The organism is Streptomyces sp. NPDC046977, assembly GCF_040644455.1.
GTDB lineage: Bacteria > Actinomycetota > Actinomycetes > Streptomycetales > Streptomycetaceae > Actinacidiphila.
This window is the reverse complement of the sequence record NZ_JBEYWO010000046.1, coordinates 28,807-47,894: the sequence shown is the minus strand read 5'-3', so window position 1 is coordinate 47,894 and position 19,088 is coordinate 28,807. Positions and strand designations below refer to the sequence as shown.

Below are 19,088 nucleotides of genomic sequence, written 5' to 3'. Positions count from 1 at the left end.
CGCATCGGTAGAAGTCCGCGCGCCGGCTCCCGCGGCCGTCCGCCTCGGCAGGCGCCCGTACCGCGGGTGGGGGCACCGCCCCTGCGGTGTCCCCACGAGCAGGCTCAGCTCCGGCCGGAAGCGCCACCGCGCGAGCTCGACACCCCGCCGTACGGCGATCGTCCGGGCCCCGCGTGGAAGGCCCTGCGTCTCCTCAGCCGGCGCAGCACGTGAGCCACCTCGTCCCGCACTGGCCGTGCGGCCCGGCCGGACGGTGCTCACGGTCCGCCTGCTCGCGGAAGCGGTGGTCACCACTGCTCCGGCACAGGCGAATCGCCGTCCCGCCGCACTCCCCCATAGTCACATCCTCGGGGCTTCCGGGGGCTTCACGGGCTCCGGGACCGCCGGCCCAGCAACTCGGCAACCGTCAGCAGCTGATCCACAGGACAGTATCGTCGGAGGCAGGCCGCCTGATGCGGCACCGGGTACGAGAGCCCTACCGGTCAGCGTCCTCCGTCTCTTCCGGAGCTGGACCGCGCCCGCCGGTGCGCGCGGCGTGGCGAGCGCGGTCCGTGCCAGGACGCAGACCTCAGGCACCCGTTGCGGACCACGTGGTCAGCTCGTCAGCCGAGCGGACCGCCAGCCGCAGTGCCTGCTCCGGGATCGCGGTCTCGCGCAGGGCGCTGCCGTCCCGGGTGGTGAGGTGGAAGGTGTGGGTCTCGCCGGGGAGCAGGGTCACCAGGGACGAGTCGGACGTCAGGGCGTGCGGGGGCAGCCCCAGCACACCGGCCAGCCGGTCGGGGAAGACGCAGATGTCACGCAGTACCGACTCCGCGGTCACCGTCAGGGCCAGAGCTCCGTCCTGGTAGGACGGGGTCACCGTGCGGCCGGGCGGAGGCGAGGTCAGGACGCGGCTCGGGCGGTAGGCCCAGGTGGTTCGCGCCCCGTCGGCGTCCACGATCAGCAGTTCGGCGTGCGGGTCGACCGGCGCCGCTGTCGCCGGGTCCAGCGGCAGGGTGAGCAGGCTGTTCGCGGGGCAGCTCACCTCGACCCGGGTGCGGGCCAGTTCGTGGCCGGTCAGGGAGAGGCGGAACACCGACACTTGGGGCGTCCAGTCCGTCGCGGAGTCGTTGACGAGGGTCAGAGCGAGACCCGCGGTACCGGTCGGGTCGTGCGTCGGGCCGGGGTTCACGGGCTGTACGGTCGCGAGCCGCGGCGCGAAGGAGTGCCTGAGGGCGTACCACAGCGGCTTCTCGATGCCGGCCGCGTCGACCGCCGACCAGCTGATCGCGGGCCAGCAGTCGTTGAGCTGCCACACCACCGCACCCGCGCACCGCTCACGCGACCGCAGCCACTCCACCCCCGCGGCGACCGCCCGGGCCTGGACCAGCTGTGTGGCGAAGTGCCAGTCCGCGCCTTCGGCAGGTGTCGGCACGTGCGGCTGGAGGCCGCGGGTCAGCTTGTGCATGCCGTCGATGGCGCGCAGGTGATGCCTGGTCAGCGGGGAGGCGGGGCCGGGGGTCTCCCCGCCGAGGACCCGTTCGAGGGTCGTCCAGGCGGCGGGCCCGCACCATCCCATCTCGGCGACGAACGAAGGGTCGTGGTCCCGGTAGTGCGCGTAGTCCGCCTCGTTCCAGGCGTCCCACAGATGGCTCAGGCCGTGGGAGTCGGCTGCCGGGTCGGCGTCGAGGGTTCCGGACCAGGGCGAGTTGGGAACGTACGGGCGGGTCGGGTCGAGCCGGGCCAGCACGGCGGGCAGCACCTCCAGGTAGTAGCGGGCACCCCAGCCGCGTTCGCCGATCTGGTCCTCCCATCCCCAGTGGTGGCGGCCGAGCACCGTCTCGTTGCCGCCGCACCACACCACCAGGCTCGGGTGGGGGGACATCCTGGCGACCGCCTGCTCGGCCTCCGCGGTGACCAGCGCCGCGGTCTCCTCGTCCTCGCAGTAGGCGGCGCAGGCGAAGAGGAAGTCGTGCCACACCAGGAGGCCGCGCTCGTCGCAGGCGTCCAGGAAGTGCTCGTCCACGAAGTGACCGCCTCCCCACACGCGCAGCAGGTTGGCGTTGCCCGCCAGGGCCTGGTCGATGCGGGTGACGACGCGTTGTGGTGTCTCACGGCTGGGCAGGGTGTCGTCGGGGATCCAGTTGTAGCCGCGGACCCGTACGGTGCGGCCGTTGACGACCAGGGCCCAGCGGGTACCGAGCGCGTCCGGTTCCTCGTCCACGGCGACCGAGCGCATCCCGAGGCGTACCGCCGCCTCGTCCAGTACCGTGCCGTCCGCGGCGTCGAGGCGGGTGCTCAGCCGGTAGAGGGGCTGGGATCCCAGGCCGACGGGCCACCACAGTTCCGGGTCGGCAACGGTGAGCGTCACCGTCGTCTCCTCCCCCGTGACCTGGCCGGTGGCGCTTGCGGACGGGCGGCCGTCCGGGCCGGCGAGCCGGACCAGGACGGAGGTGCCTGCGGGGGCTTCGACGCGTATGTGCGCGGTGACCTCGGCGGAGCGGTGGTCGGCGGCGAGGTGGACCAGTGGCCGTACGCGGTCGATGCGGCCGGCGTACGTCTCCAGCCTGACGGCCCGCCAGATGCCGGCGGTGACGCAGTGCGGTCCCCAGTCCCAGCCGAAGTTGGCGGCCGTCTTGCGGACGTGCGCGTAGGGCTCGTCGTACGGCGAGGGCAGCGGGCCGTGTGCGCGTTCGTGGGCGAGGGCGGCGTCCCAGGCGGAGGCGAAGCGCACTTCGATGGTGTTGTCGCCGGGCTCCAGCACGTCGTCCACCGGCCAGCGGTAGGCGAGGTGCTGGTCGCGGGCGGCGCCGACGTGTCGGCCGTTGACGTACACCTCGGCGATCGTGTCCAGCCCGTCGGCGACCAGGTCGGTGCGGGTGCCGGGCACGGGCGTGAAGTGGAAGGTGCGGCGGTACGACCACTGGGAGCGGCCCACCCAGTCCTGTGCCGTCTCACCGGGCCCCACGTCCGGGTCGGCCAGGTGGCCCGCGGCGAGGAGCGCGGTGTGCACCTCGCCGGGCACCTGGGCGGGCAGTACGGCGTCACGGATCGCGGCGGGCGTGCCCTCAGGGCCCGCCAGCCAGGTCAGCTGCCATGCGCCACCGAGGTCGTGGCGTGTCGCGGGCGGCATCGAGGCGATCGAGGCGGCGGTGCCGGTGCCGGAGCCCGTGCTGACTTCAGTGCTGAGTGTCATCCCTTGACTGCTCCTGCGGTGAGTGCTTCCTGCATACGGCGGTTGGCGAGCGAGTAGGCGACGTACACCGGCAGGAGGGTCAGCACGGTGCCGGCGGTGAGCACGCCGAAGTCGGTCGAGTCGGAGATCAGGGTGGGCAGTGCGACCTGCGCGGTGCGGACGTCGGGTGCGGTGCCGGTGATGGTCAGTGAGAAGAGGTACTCGTTCCAGAAGGTGAGCAGTTGCAGGATCGCCACGCTCACCACGCCGGGCATGGCGATCGGGGTGAACACGTTGACCAGCAGCCGCCAGTTGCCCGCGCCGTCCAGCGCCGCGGACTCCACGAGGGCCGGCGGTACGGTCTTCATGAACTGCGTGAGCAGCAGTACCGACAGCGGCAGCGCGCTCGCCGGCAGGAAGAGCATCTGGAACTCGCGCGTGTAGAACAGGTGGATCTTGATCGCGAGGATCACGGTGGGGATCAGCGCCGCGAACGGCGGGATGAGGAAGCCCACCGAGAAGGTGCCGGTGACCAGCCGCGAGAGCCGGTTGTCCATGCGGGCCAGTGCGAAGGACGCGGGCAGCGCGAGGGACAGTGTCAGCACGATCGCGACGGCGGAGATCAGCAGCGAGTTGAGCAGTGCCTGTCCGAGGTCCGCGGTCTGCCAGGCGGTGCGGAAGTTGTGCCACAGCCAGTGCCCGGGCAGCGCGAAGGGACGGTTGAAGATCTCGATGTTGGTCTTGAGCGCGCTCACCGCCAGGTAGTAGAGCGGTGCGGCAAGCAGCAGCGCGTAGAGCCAGGACAGCGCGGCGGCGAGCGGTCCGGCGTCGCGCCGGCGGGAGCGCCGTACGCGACGGGCGCGGTCGGGGCCCCGCCTGTCGGTGCGGGAGCGCGAGGGGGCGGGGGCGGTCATCGGATCGTCTCCTCGGGGCTGCGCAGCAGGGCGCGGATCAGCAGCATCCCGGCAACGCCGGCCAGCAGCAGGACGACGCCGACGACCTGGCTGTAGCCGAGGTCGCTCTGCGAGAAGGCCTTCTCGTACACCAGGTACGACAGCGTGGTGGACGAGGTGCCGGGTCCGCCCTTGGTGAGCAGCAGAATCAACGCGGCGGAGGTGAACAGGGTCCAGAGGAACTGGAGCATCGTGAGGGTGCGGAGGTAGTCCTTCACCATCGGGTACGCGATCTGCCACATGATGCGCAGGCGTCCGGCGCCGTCGATCCTGGCCGCTTCGATCACGTCGCCGGGGACGGCGGCCAGGCGGGAGGCGAACAGTACGGCGGTCCAGCCGATGCCGCGCCACAGGTCGATGGCGATCAGGCTGGGCAGGGCGGTGGCGGGGTCGGCGAGCCAGGAGTGCGCGAGCGAGTCCAGACCCGCTGCCTGGAGCAGGCCGTTGGCGCCGCCGTTCGGTGACAGCACCCCGTAGAAGATCATCCCGGTGATGGAGATGGAGATCAGGCCTGGCGAGAAGTACAGCACGGACAGCAGTCGGTAGCCGCGCGGTTTGGTGCTCAGGTGGTAGCCCAGCATGAAGGCCAGCGGGATCATCACCGGAATGACCACGGCGACCTGCACGGCGCTGTTGCGCAGCGCGTCGTGGAAGACCGGGTCGCCGAGGACGTACCGGATGTTGTCGGCGCCGACGAAGGCCGGGTCGTAGATGAGGCCCTTCCAGCGCAGGGTGGCGATGACGAACATCGCCACCAGCGGCCCCACCGAGAAGACGGCGAACCACACCAGGGACGGGACCGTCAGCCACAGCAGGCGCGGGGTGTCCAGGCCGCCGCGGGGCCGGCGGTGCGGGCGCGCGGCCGGCAGTGCGGGCTCGGGCGCGGTGCGGGCGCCGGCCAGTGTGCTGGTCGATGACATGGAACTGCTTCTTTCGGCCGGGGAAGGGCTGGCGGTACGCGCGGGGGCCGGGCGGTCGGTTGCGGTGAAGGGTCCGCGCGGTCGGGGCCGCGGTCACGGGCACAGGCGGCGGGGGACGCCGCGGTGCGGCGGCCCCCTGGGAGCCGCGCGGTCGGGCGACGTCAGCTCCTGGCGCTGGTGGTGGCGTCGTCGAGGCCCTTGCAGATGGTGTCGGCGGAGGACTTGCCGTACGCCCCGGTGAGGACCTGGATGATCGGGTCGGACGCCGAGCCGATCCACACGTCGGGCACCACGGCGTAGTCCACCGTCTTGTCGAGTTCGAGCGACTGGGACAGCAGCGGGTCGGTGGCGTACGCCGAGAAGTCGCCTTCGGTGGGCGGCAGGATGCCGGCGTCCTTCACGAAGTCGCCCACGGTGGCGTCCTTGTAGAAGGAGGTGATGAACTTGCGCACGTTGTCGATACGGTCCTTCGACGCGCCACGCTTGGTGATCATGAAGCCGACGCCGGTGAAGCCCTGGAAGGCGGTGGGCTTCTTGGAGAGCGAGCCGGAGGCAAGCGGCAGGCCGGCGAGCGTGGTGTGGCTCTCGACGCCGGTGCCCGACTTCTTGGCGTCGGTGTACGCCCAGGAGCCGGCGGACATCATGGCGGCCTTGCCGGAGTAGTAGGCCGCGTACATCGCGTCGGCGTTCAGGCCGGCCGCGTTGTCGGCGAAGACGCCACCATCACGCAGCTGGGTGAAGAGCTTGATGCCCTGCATCACGGACGGGGTGGCGCAGTAGCCGCCGCTCTGCATGACCTTCTCCATGGTCGCGGCGTCGGTGTAGGACTGCGCGATCTGGTAGAATAGCTTCTGCCCGGTCCAGTCGTTGCCGCCGACCGTGAGGGGCTGGATGTGGGCGGCGCGCAGCTTCTTGGAGGCGGCGATCAGCTCGTCGGTGGTGGTCGGGATCGTATCCACGCCGGCGGTCTTGAGCAGGTCGGTGTTGTACCAGACGGGCCAGCTGAAGCCGGAGAACGGCAGCCCTTGGAGTGTGCCGTCGGGTTTGCCGCCGACCCGCCACTCGTCGACGGCGCTGGGCTTCAGTTTGTCGGCCAGGCCCCACTCCTTGAGGTAGTTGTCGACCGGGACGGTGACACCGGCGTCCTGCCAGCCGAGCGTCTTGTCGTAGAGGTTGACGATCACCACGTCGGGGGACTTGCCGGCCGCGACGGCGTTCTCGACCTGGTCGTCGATGGTCTCCAGGCCGTCGGTGGCGTTGACCTTGACGCCGGTCTCCTTGGTGAAGGCCTTGAAGACGCGCTCCTGGGCCGACGCCGCGGTGTTGCCCGCCGACCAGCGGGTGACGACGTCGATCGAATTGCTGCCGCCGGTGCCGCTCACCGAGTCGCCGCTCGTGCCGCAACCGCCCAGGGCGAGCGCGAGGGCGCTGACGACGGACCCGGCCATGACGCGCACGGCCCAGGGCCTGGTGCGGTGGTCCATAGGGCTTCCTTTGCTTGAAACGGCTTCGAACGCGACACAGCGTCCACGAGCCGTCAGCGGAAGTCAATAAGAAAGATTAGTAATCTATGAAAGCCCAATCGGCATGCGTGACGCCGCAGTTGCGCGACATGCCGGGCGGCTCGGGTATGACGGTGAGGCGGCCGGGACCCGGTGCGGGAGGCGGGCAGGCCTCAGACGCTGCCGCGCAACACCAGGCGGGCCGGAGGAGCGTTGACCGTGGCGACGGGAGCGGCGACGAGGGCGCCCGCCAGGGTGTGCCCGGCCAACTCGCCCAACTCCTGGACGTCGTGACTGACCGCACCGAGCGGCGGAGCCGCGAGCTGGCACAGTGCCGAATCGTCCCAGGCCACCAGCGACAGGTCGGCCGGGACCGCGAGACCGAGCCGGCCCGCCTCGTGCAGGGCGCCCAGCGCCATCACGTCGTTGTCGAAGACCACCGCGGTCGGCCGGTCCTCCAGCGCACCCAGCGCCGACAGCGCCCGCACACCCGCGGCTTCCGAGTAGTCCCCCTCGAAGGTCGTGGTGCGCACCCCGTGCCCGGCGGCCGCCTCCAGGAACGTACGCCGGCGGATGATCGTGTGGGCCATCTGCGCCGGGCCCGCAACGTGCCCCAGGTGCGTGTGCCCTGCGGCGACCAGCTTGTCCACCACGTCGCGCATCGCCACATCGTCCTGCGTCCACACGGCCGGCAGCCCGCCCGCAGTCACCGGGTCGCCGATCACCACGGCCGGCATGCCCAGCTCCTTGACCAGTGCCACCCGCTCGTCGCCGGGCAGCAGGTCGATCAGGATCACGCCCTGCACCTGGCCCAGTCGCGCCCAGGCCCGCATCCGGTCCGCCGCCTGTGCCACCGTGGCCACGACCTGGAGCAGCACCGGCACCCCGAGCGGCACGAGGACGCTCTCCATGCCGGCGATGAAATCGTGGAAGAACGGCTCCGCGCCCAGCACCTCGGCATCCCGCACCAGGGCGAGCCCGACCGGGTTGCCGGGCCGTGGGCGCACCTCGTCGCTCGTCGCGGACATGGCGGCCTCCCCGTCGCGGGTCTCGTCTAACCTCGTGCTTTGACGTAGTCGTACGACAGCGTACGGCGAAGCGGAAGGTGGATGAGGATGGCCCGACGGGAGTCCACGGCAGCGGGACCCGGCAGCCGCGCACTCATCGTCGACCTCATCCGGTCCTCCGGGCCGATCAGCCGGGTGGAGCTGGTCGACGCGACGGGGCTGACCCAGCCGACGATCTCCACCATCGTGCGGCGCCTGATCGACGACGGGGTGGTGCGCGAGACCGGCGACACGGTGGCCACCGGGGGCAAGCCCCGCACCATGCTGATCATCAACTCGCGGGCGGCCTACGGCGTCGGCATCCACCTCGGCTCGGATGCGCTGACGTGCGTGGTCACCGACACCCGCGGCGGCACGGTGGGCCGCTCCCTCGTCGCGGGCCCGAACGCGGGCACCGCCCTCGGCGGTCCGGCTCCGGGCGGCGGCACGGGTTCGAGTCCCGGTCCGGCACCGGGCGCGACGGGCTCCGGTGCCACCGGGGACGCTGTCGAACAACTCGCCGCGCTCTACCGGGACGTGACCGAGGGCCTTGGTCTGGACAGGCAGAGCGTCGCCGGGCTCGCGGTGGTCGGCCCCGGGCCGGTGGACCTGGCGCGGGGCGGCTTTCTCGCCCCGCCGGGACTGCCGCAGTGGGCCGGGCTCGGCCTCGCGGACGCCCTGGCCGCACGTCTTGACGTTCCGGTGCTGGTGGACAGCGACGCGGCGGCCGCGACGGTCGGCGAGTTCTGGAGTCGGCAGGTCTCCCGGGACCGCACCTTCGGCTGCCTGTACATGAATTCCGGCATCGGCTCGGGCATCGTCCTCGACGGCTCCCTGCACCGCGGCTCCAGCTCCAACGCGGGAAAGATCGGACATGTGGCCGTGATCCGCGACGGCGAGTCCTGCCCGTGCGGCAACCGCGGCTGCCTGGAGATGTACGCGGCGCCACGCGCGGTGGTGCACCGGGCCCGTGCGGTACCGGGGCTCGCGGACCGGCTGCGGATCAGCCCCGGCGACCCGGACGCCCGGGCCTTCGACGTGCTGGCGCGTGCCGCGCTCTACGGTGACGAGCAGGCCCGCGCGCTGGTCGCCGAGTCGGCGGCGTTGCTCGCGGAGGGCGCGGTGACGCTGGTGAACCTGTGGGACCTCGACACATTGGTGCTGGCCGGGCCGGGTTTCGTGGTCGCCGGGTCGATCTACGTCAGCGAGGTCAGACGGCGGCTCGCGGAGCACTCGTACACCCGCGACGTGCACAGCGTGCGGGTGGAGCTGTCGAGCAATCCGCGGGACGCGGCGGCGATCGGTGGTGCGGCGCTGGTGCTCCAGGGCTCGGTCGCCCCGGGCCACGGTCCCGAACTGGCCGCCCGCGGCTAGCCCATGAGGCCCCGGACGCCCGTCTGCGGGCTCGTACGGCTCCCCTGACGCAGGCTCGGCTTCCGTTCGCCGGCCGTCACTTTGGTCCGATGTATTGATGCCGAGCCGGCGCACGGGTACGTTGCTCGACCGCTGGCACGTGCGGGCCACGACGCGCCCGCACTTTCATAGATTAATTAAGAAAGTAAGCCTCGAAGTCTTTGAGGCCCCGCGCCGACGTGGCCTCCACGGCGCCCCTCCCCCCCTCTCCAAGGAGCCCGATGAGACACCCCACCAGCCCGCCCCCCGCAGCCGCGCCCGGCCCCAACCGCCGAACCCCGCACCTTGCCGCCGCCCTCCGCACGCTCCGCGCCGCAGCCGCCGCTGTCGCGCTCGCCGTGCTGGCGCTGCCCGCGGCCGCACCGGCCCACGCAGCGGACGCCCCGCGCGTCATCCACGTGGCGAAGAACGGCAACGACGGCAACGCCGGTACCCAGGCCTCTCCGTATCTGACGATCAACCAGGCCGCCCAGGCGGCACAGCCCGGCGACACCGTGGTGGTACACGCCGGCCTCTACCGCGAGACGGTCAAACCCGCGCGCGGCGGCACCGACGACCAGCACCGCATCACGTACACCAACGCCGGCGACGGCACGGTGACCGTCAAGGGCTCCGAAGAGATCAACTCCTGGACCCGCGGCAGCGGCACCGTCTGGAGCGTCACGCTGCCCAACAGCTCCTTCGGCACCTGGAACCCCTACGCCCAGGGGCAACCGAACGGCGGCGGTGGGGGAACCTTCGCCGGCTACACCGCCGGTGACGTCTATCTGGACGAGACCGCGTACAACGAGAAGCCGTCGCTCGGCACCGTGCAGAGCGCGGCCAACACCTGGTACTCCGAGGTCGGTTCGTCCACCACCACCATCTGGGCCAACTTCAACGGCGCCGACCCCAACGCCCGTCTGGCCGAGATCAACGTCCGCCGCCAGGTCTTCGCACCCGACGTCTGGGGACTCGGCTACATCACCGTGAACGGCTTCACGATCAAGCAGGCGGCGAACACCTACTCGGACTTCCCCGACAGTCCCGACCGTCGGCAGGCCGGCGCGATCAGCGTCTACGGCGGGCTGAAGTGGATCATCGAGAACAACATCGTCATCAACGCCAGGACCATCGGCATCGACATCGGCCTGAGCAACGACACCTGGGCCGGAAACCGCCCCGGCACCCCGCGCACGGACTTCCACAACACCGGCGCCTACGGCTCGCACATCGTGCGCAACAACTACATCGCGAAATGCGGCCAGTCGGGTATAGCGGGGGTCTTCTCCTGGCACTCGCAGATCCTCTACAACATGATCGAGGACACCAACTACCGCAATGAGTTCAGCGGCGCGGAAACCGCCCCGATCAAGGTCCACTACATGAACGAGGGCCTGATCAAAGGCAATTACATCAAGAACTCCAAGGGCGGCAACTCGGCCGGCATCTGGACCGACTGGGGCAACCAGAACGTCCGCATCACGGGCAACATCGTGATGAACAGCCCTTGGGGCTACTACGCCGAAGCCGTCTTCGGCCCCATCCTGGTGGACAACAACGTCTTCATCGGCAACAGCGACATCCGCACCCTGGACGCCACCGGCATCGTCTTCGCCAACAACCTCTTCCTCAACAACGCGAACATCCACTCCGACGGGAGCGGCCGGAACGCGTACTACTTCCAGCCGGGCACGATGAACCAGACCACCGCGCTCACCTCGCCGCAGAGATTCCTCTGGTACAACAACCTCGTCCACGGCTCGACCCTGCCGGACAACGCCACCGACAAGACCCAGGTCAAGGAAGGCAATTCCACCGGCACGATCTCGAACGTGCACTACACGGCGACGAACACCCAGATGTCGCTGAACTTCGACCTGGACACCTCCGGCATCCGCGGCAACACCCCCGTCACGCAGGCCAGGGTCGGCACGATACCGCTGGCCAACCAGACCATCCAGGCCGACGTCACCACGGACTTCTTCGGCCGCCCGGTCAGCACCACCAACACCATGGCCGGCCCGTTCGCCACCGCGCGGGGCGGCAGCAACTCCCTCACGCTGTGGCCCCCGGCCGGCCAGACCGTGCCCACCCCGCCGCCCCCGCCCAGCGGCACCCCCGTGAACCTCTCGCTCGGTGCGGACGCCAAGGCGGCCGCCTCCTACCAGGACGGCGGCTATGTCGCGTCCAACGCCATCGACGGCAACACCGGCACCCGCTGGTCCAGCGACCACAGCAACGACCCGGGCGCCTGGATCCAGGTCGACCTCGGCGCGCAGTACGCGGTGTCCACCGTCACCCTCGACTGGGAGGCCGCCTACGGCAAGGCCTACCGGATCCAGGTGTCGGACAACGCCTCCTCCTGGACGGACGCCTACTCCACGGCAGGCGGCCAGGGCGGCACCGAAACGGTGAACGTGGGCAGGAACGCCCGCTACGTACGCATGCAGGGCATCACACCCGCGACCGGATACGGCTATTCGCTCTACGAGTTCGCGATCTACGGCACCCCCGTCGACGGCACCGGCGGCAGCAGTGCCACCGTCTACAGCGACGCCGGCTACAGCGGTACCTCGGCCGCCTTCCCGCCCGGCGCCTACGACCTGCCGGCACTCCAGGCCAAGGGCATCGCCAACGACTCCATCTCCTCGGTCCGCGTCCCGGCAGGCTGGACCGTGACCGGCTACGCGGACGCGGGCTTCTCCGGCACCGCCTGGAACTTCACCGGCGACGCACCGAACCTGACCACCACAGGCAACAACGACGCCATCTCATCGCTGCGCGTCACAGCCAACGGCACCTGAGGGGCGAGTCACCATGATCCTCATCCCATCCCCCGCACCCCGACGCACGGGAAGAAGGCTGCTCGGCGTCGCCGTGACCCTCTTCCTGCTGCTCACCCTCGCATCGCAGGCGTCCCCGTCGATCGCCGCCGGCGCCCCCGTGAACCTCGCCCGCAACCCGGGCGCCCACGCCGTCGCCTCCTACCAGGACGGCACCTACGTCGCGTCCAACGCCATCGACGGCAACACCGGCACCCGCTGGTCCAGCGACCACAGCAACGACCCGGGCGCCTGGATCCAGGTCGACCTCGGCGCGCAGTACACGGTCTCGTCCGTGACGCTGGCCTGGGAAGCCGCATACGCGAAGGCGTACAGGATCCAGACATCCGACGACTCTGCGCACTGGAGCGACGCCTACTCCACGACGACCGGCAACGGCGGCACCGAGAGCGTCACCGTCAACAAGGCCGCGCAGTACATACGGATGCAAGGCGTCACACCCGCCACGCAATACGGCTACTCCCTGTGGGAGTTCGCGGTCTACGGCAGCTCCGGCGACCCCTCCGCCGGCTCACCGACCGTCGCGCCGTCCACGACCTACCCGACGGCGTACGGCAACTGGCAGGACGGACTGCTGGCCGGCAACGGCAAGCAGGGCGTCATCGTCTTCGGCAATCCGCGCAACGACACCGTCGTCTTCGACGACAAGGACTTCTTCATGGCGCGGACCGAGGCCCGTCCGCACCGGACCTTCAACACCGTCAGCCAGGACAACATCAGCAAGATCCGCGACCAGCTGGTCTCCGGCCAGTACCAGCAGGCCAACCAACTCGCCGCCGACGTGCAGGGCTACCAGGGCGGCGGCGAGGGCAGCAAGCACCCCGGCTACAAGATGACCATCGGGATGCCGGACAGCGGGGCGATCAGCAACTACGTCCGCTCGACCGACTACGCGCAGGGCGTGGTGAAGGTCAACTGGACGGACAGCAAGGGCTCGTGGGAGCGGGACACCTTCGTCTCCCGCGCCGACGGCGCCACCGTCCAGTACCAGGCGGCGCCCGCGGGCCAGAAGGAGACCATGACCCTGGGCCTGTCCATCGACCCGGGCATGAACCTCCTCAACAAGGGCGTCACGTACACCGGCAACTCCACCGCCGACTATCTGAACCTGAGGGCCAAGTACCCCGGCGGCAGCTACAACGCAGGGTACGAGGGCGTCACCCGCATCGTCACCGACGGCACCAAGTCCCTCAGCAACGGCCAGGTGACCGTCTCGAACGCCAGCTACGTGATGCTGCTGTCACTGACCCAGCGCTACAACGGCACGTACAACGGCGGGGTCCCGGCCGAACAGGAGTGGAGCAAGAACCTCCTCCAGCAGAAACTCGCCGGGCTCACCACCGACTACCGCGTCCTGCTCGACCGGCACACCAGCGCACACAGTTCCATCTTCGGCCGGGTCTCGATCGACTTCGGCGCCTCTCCCGCCGACCGCGCGAAGTCCACGGAGCAGCTGCTCGCCGAGCAGAAGTCCTCCTCGACACCGGTCCCGGCACTGTACGAGCGGATGTTCTACGCCGGCCGCTACCACCTGCTCGGCTCCAGCGGGCCCACCCAGGCCCCGGACCTGCTCGGCAACTGGACGGGTGACAGCAACGTCGGCTGGGACGGCTACTACCACCTGGACGCCAACCTCAACCTGCAGATCTCCAGCGGCAACATCGGCAACATGCCGGAGGCCATGGCGGGATACTTCTGGCTCAACCAGCAGTGGCAGAAGGACTTCGAGACCAACGCGAAGAAGCTCCTCGGCACCCGCGGCATGCTGACCGGCGGCAACACGCCCAACGGCGAAGGCCTGATCTCCAACATCAACTTCGACTACCCCTACCAGTACGTGACGGGCGGGGAGTCCTGGCTGCTCGAACCGTTCTGGGAGCACTACCAGGTCACCGGGGACACCAGTTTCCTGGCCGACACGTACTACCCGCTGATCCGCGACATGGGCGACTTCTACGAGGACTTCCTCACCAGGAAGGACGGCAACGGCGACTACATCCTCGCCGGCTCCGTCTCGCCGGAGAACACCCCGCCGGGCGGCGTGCCGCTCGCCGTCAACTCCGTCTACGACATCTCCGGCGCCAAGTTCGCACTGACGACGCTGATCCAGACCGCCAAGACCCTCGGCCGCGACGCCGACAAGATCCCGGTCTGGCAGGAGAAGCTGGACCACCTGCCGCCCTACCTGATCAACAACGACGGTGCGCTGGCCGAATGGGCATGGCCCGACCTGGAGAACAAGAACAACTACCAGCACCGGCACTCCAGCGGTCTGATGCCGGTATGGCCCTACCGCGAGGTCACTCCGGAGACCGATCCCGCGCAGTTCAAGGCCGCACAGGTCTTCCTGCAGAAGAAGGACCAGGGCTCGTACGAGAACGCCGGACACGGCCTGCTGCACGGGGCTCTGATCGCCGCCGACCTCGGCATGCCGGACTCGGTGGGCGCGAAGCTGCTGCGCTTCGCCAAGGACGACTACTACTACAGCAGCATGGCGACCTCCCACTACAACAACCACAACACCTTCGCCACGGACGTCGTCAACTCCGTGCCCACGGTGATGATGGAAATGCTGGCCGCCACCAAGCCCGGCACTCTGGAGCTGCTGCCAGGGCTGCCGAAGGGCCTGGACAAGGGCTCCATCTCCGGGATGCTCGGCAAGAGCCGGTTCACCATCGACAACCTGACCTGGGACACCACCGCGCACACCGCGAAGGTGACACTCACCTCGAAGACCGACCAGAACCTGACACTGATCCAGCGATCCGGCATCGCCTCGATCACCGGGGACGGCGTCACCGTCCAGAGCTCCCCGCTGGGCAACATCGCACGCGTGCTGCCGCTCCAGGCCGGCAGGACCGTCACCGTCAACCTCACCACGAACGCCCCGCGGACCAACCTGGCACAGGGCAAGTCCGCGACGGCCTCGTCCCAGTCCAGCGACGGCCAGTCGGCCGCCAAGGCCTTCGACGGGGACCTGAACACCCGGTGGAGCGCGGGACAGGACCCGAACAGCTGGATCCAGGTCGACCTCGGCGGCACGTACAACCTCTCCGAGGTGGACCTGCTGTGGGAGGCGTCGTACGCGAAGTCCTACAAGGTGCAGGGCTCCACGGACGGCTCCACCTGGCGCGACCTCTCCACCCGAACCAACTCGTCAGGAGGCACCGAGAAGGTCCCCGTCAGCGGCCAGGCCCGGTACGTCCGCATGCAGGGCAGTCAACTGTCCGGGCAATGGGGCTACTCGCTCTACGAGATGCAGGTGTACGGCTGACGGCGCCGTCCGCGCCGGCAGTGGCGGCCGGCCGGCCTGGACACGACTGAGGGACGGCGAGCCGGAGTGGGCCTTCCGGGCCCGGTGCGAACGGCGACGTTCCACCGGCCCGAAAGGCCCGCATGCCCGCGGCGGCCCGGGGCGGCCGGTCTCCCGGTGATGGTCTGGCTCTATGGGGGAGCGTTCATCTTCGGCTCCGCGAGCCAGCCCGAGTTCGACGGCACGAACCTGGCCCTCTCGGGAGTCGTGCTGGTGACCTTGAACTACCGCACCGGCTTCGAGGGCCTGGGCTGGCTGCCGGACGCGCCGCACAACCGGGCGCTGCTCGACCAACTCGCGGCTCTGCGCTGGGTGCAGGAGAACATAGCGGGTTTCGGCGGAGCCCCGGACAACGTGACGATCTTCGGGCAGTCGGCGGGTGGCAGCGCCGTGGCGGCGCTGACGGCCGCCGAGTCCGGCCGCGGGCTGTTCCGCCGGGCCATTGGGCAGAGTGTCGCAGCGGCCTTTCTGCCGGAAGAACGGGCGCGCGACACGGCAGAGCGGATCGCGGCGGCGCTCGGTGTTCCGCTCACTTCCGAGGCCTTCGCGGGCGTGGCGCCCGAGGAGATCCACGCCGTGCAGTCCAGGGAGGGCGAGGTCACTCCCTACGGACCGGTGGTGGACGGGGATCTGGTGCGCAACCAGCCCTGGCGCGACCTGCGTGCGGAGGTCGACCTCATGACCGGGTACACCAGCGACGAGTACCGGTTCTTCGCCATGGCGATGGGCGAGGACCTGTCCGCCGTCGACGTCTCCGGTGTCGCGGCGATGCACGCTGTTCCGCTCGACGCCTACCGGGCCGCGTACCCGGGCGCCTCCGACGCCGATCTGTACCTGCTCATCCAGTCCGACGCGTTCTTCCGCATCCCGTCGATGTGGTGCGCACAGGAGCACTCCGGCCGCAGCTGGTGCTACCAAGTGGCCTGTCCGACACCCGTGTTCGGCGGGGCGCTCGGCGCCTGCCACCTGCTCGACGTGCCGCTGACGTTCGGCAACTTCCACGGCCCGATGGCGGGCCTCCTCTTCGGTGACGCAATCCCGCCGGAGGCTGTCGGCCTGGCCGAGGAGGTCCGCAGGTCGTTGACGGCCTTCGCCGCCACCGGCGACCCCGGCTGGCCGCAGTACCGGAAGGGTGAGGCGCTCACGCGGATCTGGGACGTGCCCGTCTCGGTCGTGGCCGACCCCGAGTCCGCGTCCCGGGAGATCTGGGCGGACAAGGTGTAGGCCCTCCCAAGAGCCTACCGGGCGTGGACGAGCGGTGGGCCGCGCCCGGCCCGGGCTGTGGGGGCGTCAGCGGCTCTCCCGCCGGTTCAGCGGGCGACCGATGCGAGCACACTCCACGCGCCCGAGGAGAACACCGAAGGCGGTCCGCCCGTGCCTTGTCCCAACGAAGTTGGTCGGCTGGAAGCCCGTGACCTGGGCGGACCGGAATGATTGAGACAGGGTGTCACCACCCACGCCGTGCTCGTTGTCCTCAACGCCGCCGTGAGAAGATCAGGTGCATGACGGATTCCCGCATGCAGGTCAATGCGCTCATTGTCGATGCCACTGACCCCGAACGGCTCGCCGCGTTCTGGTCAGAGCTGCTCGGCAGGCCGGTCGTGGGCCGCATGGGCCCGTACGTATGGCTTCGGCGGGAGAACGGACTCGGCCTGGGCTTCCAGCGGACCAGCGAGGCCAAGTCGGGGAAGAACCGTATGCACTTCGACATCACCTCGCCCGTCCCCGCAGCCGAGCAGCAGCGGGTGGAGACGCTCGGCGGGCGCAGACTGGAGCAGTACGACGACGGGGGTTTCCTGGTGATGGCGGACCCCGAGGGCAATGAGTTCTGCATCATCCCTGAGGGCGCTTTCGAGCTCGACGACGAAGGACGCGCGAACTACCTCGGCTGAGGACCTCCGTGCCGGCTCAGCAACTCGACCCTTGCTGTCACAGGACGGTGACCCACCGATCGCCGGCTTTCTTCATGCCCGCCTCCAGGGTCACCGCTCCAACAACCCATCGGGTTGGAACCAGCTCAGTGACCCGACGACGCGTTCAGAGCGATGACCTGGGGGATCATCGCGGCGTTTCCCACGCTGTGAAGAACCTTGTAGTTCACGGAGACCATTTTCCAGCTTCCGTCAATGCGGCGCAGCCCGTGCGTACCCCGGCCGTAGTGAGTCCAGGTGTTCACGTCTTCGCTTTCACCCAGAGCCGAGTGGTAATGCAACGCCTGCAGGTAGTACGTGACGGATGCCTCGTCACCGTCAACGGTGACGATCTGACTGGACAGCATGTGAACAACGACCTCCAGGGGCCCGAGCTGACGCTCCCAGATGTCCTTCAGCGTGTCGGCGGCAACGACGCCCTCAGCCTCCGGATTGACACCCCCGAAGTCGACTGTGAGTTCGTCGGCCCACAGTGACCGCTCGCCGCTGAAATCCTTGGCGTCGCCGAGTTGAAAGTCCTGGTGCACCACGTTCAACACGTCGCTGTAATCCTGAGCGTTAATCGGATTCCCTCACTTCGGTCAAAGCAGCCTAGAAGGCCGCACGGCATGAACAGATGGAGTACCTGGCGCCCACCCCCTTCCATTTTACAATCGGAACCAGACACTCCGCACGTTGTCCAGGAATCACCGGGTGCGCAAAAGACTTTTACTCGATGAAAATTGGGTTCACTGCCTCTCACGCGAGGCGTTCCGAAACAGTGAGCCTTTTCAGCCCGCCCCGGCAGGCAGCGAGTTGCCGTGACGGACGGGTGAAGCCCCTGGCAGAGGGGCTCACGACATCTTCGCGGAGCATTCAGGTAGGTGGTCGCCAACACCATGTGTCCGTGCCCATCGTGAGGTCGCTGAACCCGCACCACTGACACTCGGTCCCCGTGGGCTGGGATCTCCTCGGGATTCATTACGAGATGCCGGGACGGCCGACTCGCCCGGCGAGGGCCCTTCGGCCGTTCCCGGCGCAGAGCTGATGCGCCGGGACATCGGGCGGTTCCGCCGGATCGCGTGACGTCACGAGCCCGGGCGTCGCCGACGTCCGGCGACGCTACTGGTCCGTGCGGAGGTGGGCGGATCCACGCGGGCGACCTCGACGGCAGGAACGCTTTGCGGGCGCAGGCCCAGCACCAGGCCGAGGATGAGCACGGTGATCCCCAGCCATACCGACGGGCTCGGCGTGCCGCTGCCCGAGATGCCGCCGACGGCCGCCGCGGCCAGCGGCGCGATGCCGGTGAGCAGCCCGGCCCGCCCGGAGCCGACGGCGCGGACCGTCGAGTACCACAGGACGAAGGCGACCGCCGTCACCATCAACGCCAGGTAGCCGATGGCGGCCCACTCGGGACCGGACAACTCCCGCACCGCCGTGGGCCCTTCGCAGGTCGCGCCGAGAACGGCCAGGAGTACGGCGGCCATCCACATCGCGTGCACGGACACCCCCCACGGGGAGTGCCTGCGCAGGACCGGTACCGCGAGAAGGGTGAAGGCGGCCTCGCACGCCAGGGCCAGCGCCGCCCAGGCCACCCCGACGGCGTCTGTGCGACCCGTTCCCTCCACCAGTACCGCTCCCGTCACGACCACGGGGGCCGCCAACAAGATCTGCCGGCTGGGCCGGCGCCTCTCCAACGCCGGGCCCACCGCCGCAAGGACCACCGGTACGGACGCGACCGCGACGGCGACCACCGCGGGCTCGGCATGGGCGACGCCCCGGACCACGGCCACGTTGAACAACAGCAGACCGGTGACAGCGATCCCGGCGAACCACAGCCACTCCCGTCCTCGTGGCCGCACCGGCCGCGTACCGGCGAACTGGGCGACGACCAGCAGGATCACCGTGGCCATCGCATAGCGAACCGCCTGCGGGGTGAACAGCGGGGCGTCCACGAGGGTGTGCGAAACGGTGACGCTGCTGCCGACCAGCGCCATCCCGAACATGCCGGGCACGAGTGGGGTGAAGGAAGCGAAAGATGTGCGCATACCA

At 69.6% G+C, this 19,088-nt stretch carries 12 protein-coding genes; 5 read left to right on the top strand and 7 right to left on the bottom strand.

The genetic code is table 11. The annotated features are described in order from the left end of the window. Positions 1–568: 568 nt before the first annotated feature. From ABZ883_RS39485 to ABZ883_RS39465, 5 genes are all read right to left on the bottom strand, one after another. Positions 569–3,175 (bottom strand): glycoside hydrolase family 2 TIM barrel-domain containing protein, encoded by a 2,607-nt coding sequence (locus ABZ883_RS39485; RefSeq protein WP_360915854.1) that lies wholly within the window; start codon positions 3,173–3,175, stop codon positions 569–571. Beyond that, positions 3,172–4,068, bottom strand: a complete 897-nt coding sequence (locus ABZ883_RS39480) for a carbohydrate ABC transporter permease (RefSeq protein WP_360915852.1) — start codon at positions 4,066–4,068, stop codon at positions 3,172–3,174. The genes ABZ883_RS39485 and ABZ883_RS39480 overlap by 4 nt, the downstream gene beginning before the upstream one ends. Then, positions 4,065–5,027, bottom strand: a complete 963-nt coding sequence (locus ABZ883_RS39475; RefSeq protein ID WP_360915848.1) for a sugar ABC transporter permease — start codon at positions 5,025–5,027, stop codon at positions 4,065–4,067. The genes ABZ883_RS39480 and ABZ883_RS39475 overlap by 4 nt, the downstream gene beginning before the upstream one ends. Positions 5,028–5,188: 161 nt before the next feature. Further along, on the bottom strand, positions 5,189–6,511 hold the full coding sequence (locus tag ABZ883_RS39470) for an extracellular solute-binding protein (protein ID WP_360915845.1): 1,323 nt from the start codon (positions 6,509–6,511) through the stop codon (positions 5,189–5,191). A 191-nt stretch (positions 6,512–6,702) separates the two neighbouring features. Further along, positions 6,703–7,557 carry a LacI family DNA-binding transcriptional regulator gene (locus tag ABZ883_RS39465; protein WP_360915842.1) on the bottom strand — a complete coding sequence of 285 codons (855 nt, stop codon included), beginning with the start codon at positions 7,555–7,557 and terminating at the stop codon, positions 6,703–6,705. Between the two features lie 87 nt (positions 7,558–7,644). On the opposite strand from ABZ883_RS39465, the gene ABZ883_RS39460 reads away from it, so the two are divergent. From ABZ883_RS39460 to ABZ883_RS39440, 5 genes are all read left to right on the top strand, one after another. Then, positions 7,645–8,949: an ROK family transcriptional regulator gene (locus ABZ883_RS39460; RefSeq protein ID WP_360915839.1), complete on the top strand. Its 1,305-nt coding sequence runs from the start codon at positions 7,645–7,647 to the stop codon at positions 8,947–8,949. 260 nt (positions 8,950–9,209) lie between these two features. Beyond that, complete coding sequence (locus ABZ883_RS39455) at positions 9,210–11,774, top strand: discoidin domain-containing protein (protein ID WP_360915836.1); 2,565 nt, start codon at positions 9,210–9,212, stop codon at positions 11,772–11,774. A 13-nt stretch (positions 11,775–11,787) separates the two neighbouring features. Continuing rightward, complete coding sequence (locus tag ABZ883_RS39450) at positions 11,788–15,087, top strand: discoidin domain-containing protein (protein WP_360915833.1); 3,300 nt, start codon at positions 11,788–11,790, stop codon at positions 15,085–15,087. A gap of 66 nt (positions 15,088–15,153) precedes the next feature. Beyond that, the gene (locus tag ABZ883_RS39445) at positions 15,154–16,350 is read left to right on the top strand and encodes a carboxylesterase family protein (protein WP_360915830.1); all 1,197 of its coding nucleotides are present in this window, start codon (positions 15,154–15,156) and stop codon (positions 16,348–16,350) included. Between the two features lie 278 nt (positions 16,351–16,628). Then, positions 16,629–17,018: a VOC family protein gene (locus tag ABZ883_RS39440; protein ID WP_360915827.1), complete on the top strand. Its 390-nt coding sequence runs from the start codon at positions 16,629–16,631 to the stop codon at positions 17,016–17,018. 125 nt (positions 17,019–17,143) lie between these two features. Here the strand turns inward: ABZ883_RS39440 and ABZ883_RS39435 are convergent, their stop codons facing one another. Next, a complete protein-coding gene (locus ABZ883_RS39435; protein WP_360915857.1) occupies positions 17,144–17,620 on the bottom strand; it encodes a nuclear transport factor 2 family protein in 477 nt (158 codons plus the stop codon). Positions 17,621–18,124: 504 nt separating this feature from the next. After that, on the bottom strand, positions 18,125–19,084 hold the full coding sequence (locus ABZ883_RS39430) for an EamA family transporter (RefSeq protein WP_360915824.1): 960 nt from the start codon (positions 19,082–19,084) through the stop codon (positions 18,125–18,127). Between the last annotated feature and the right edge of the window lie 4 nt (positions 19,085–19,088).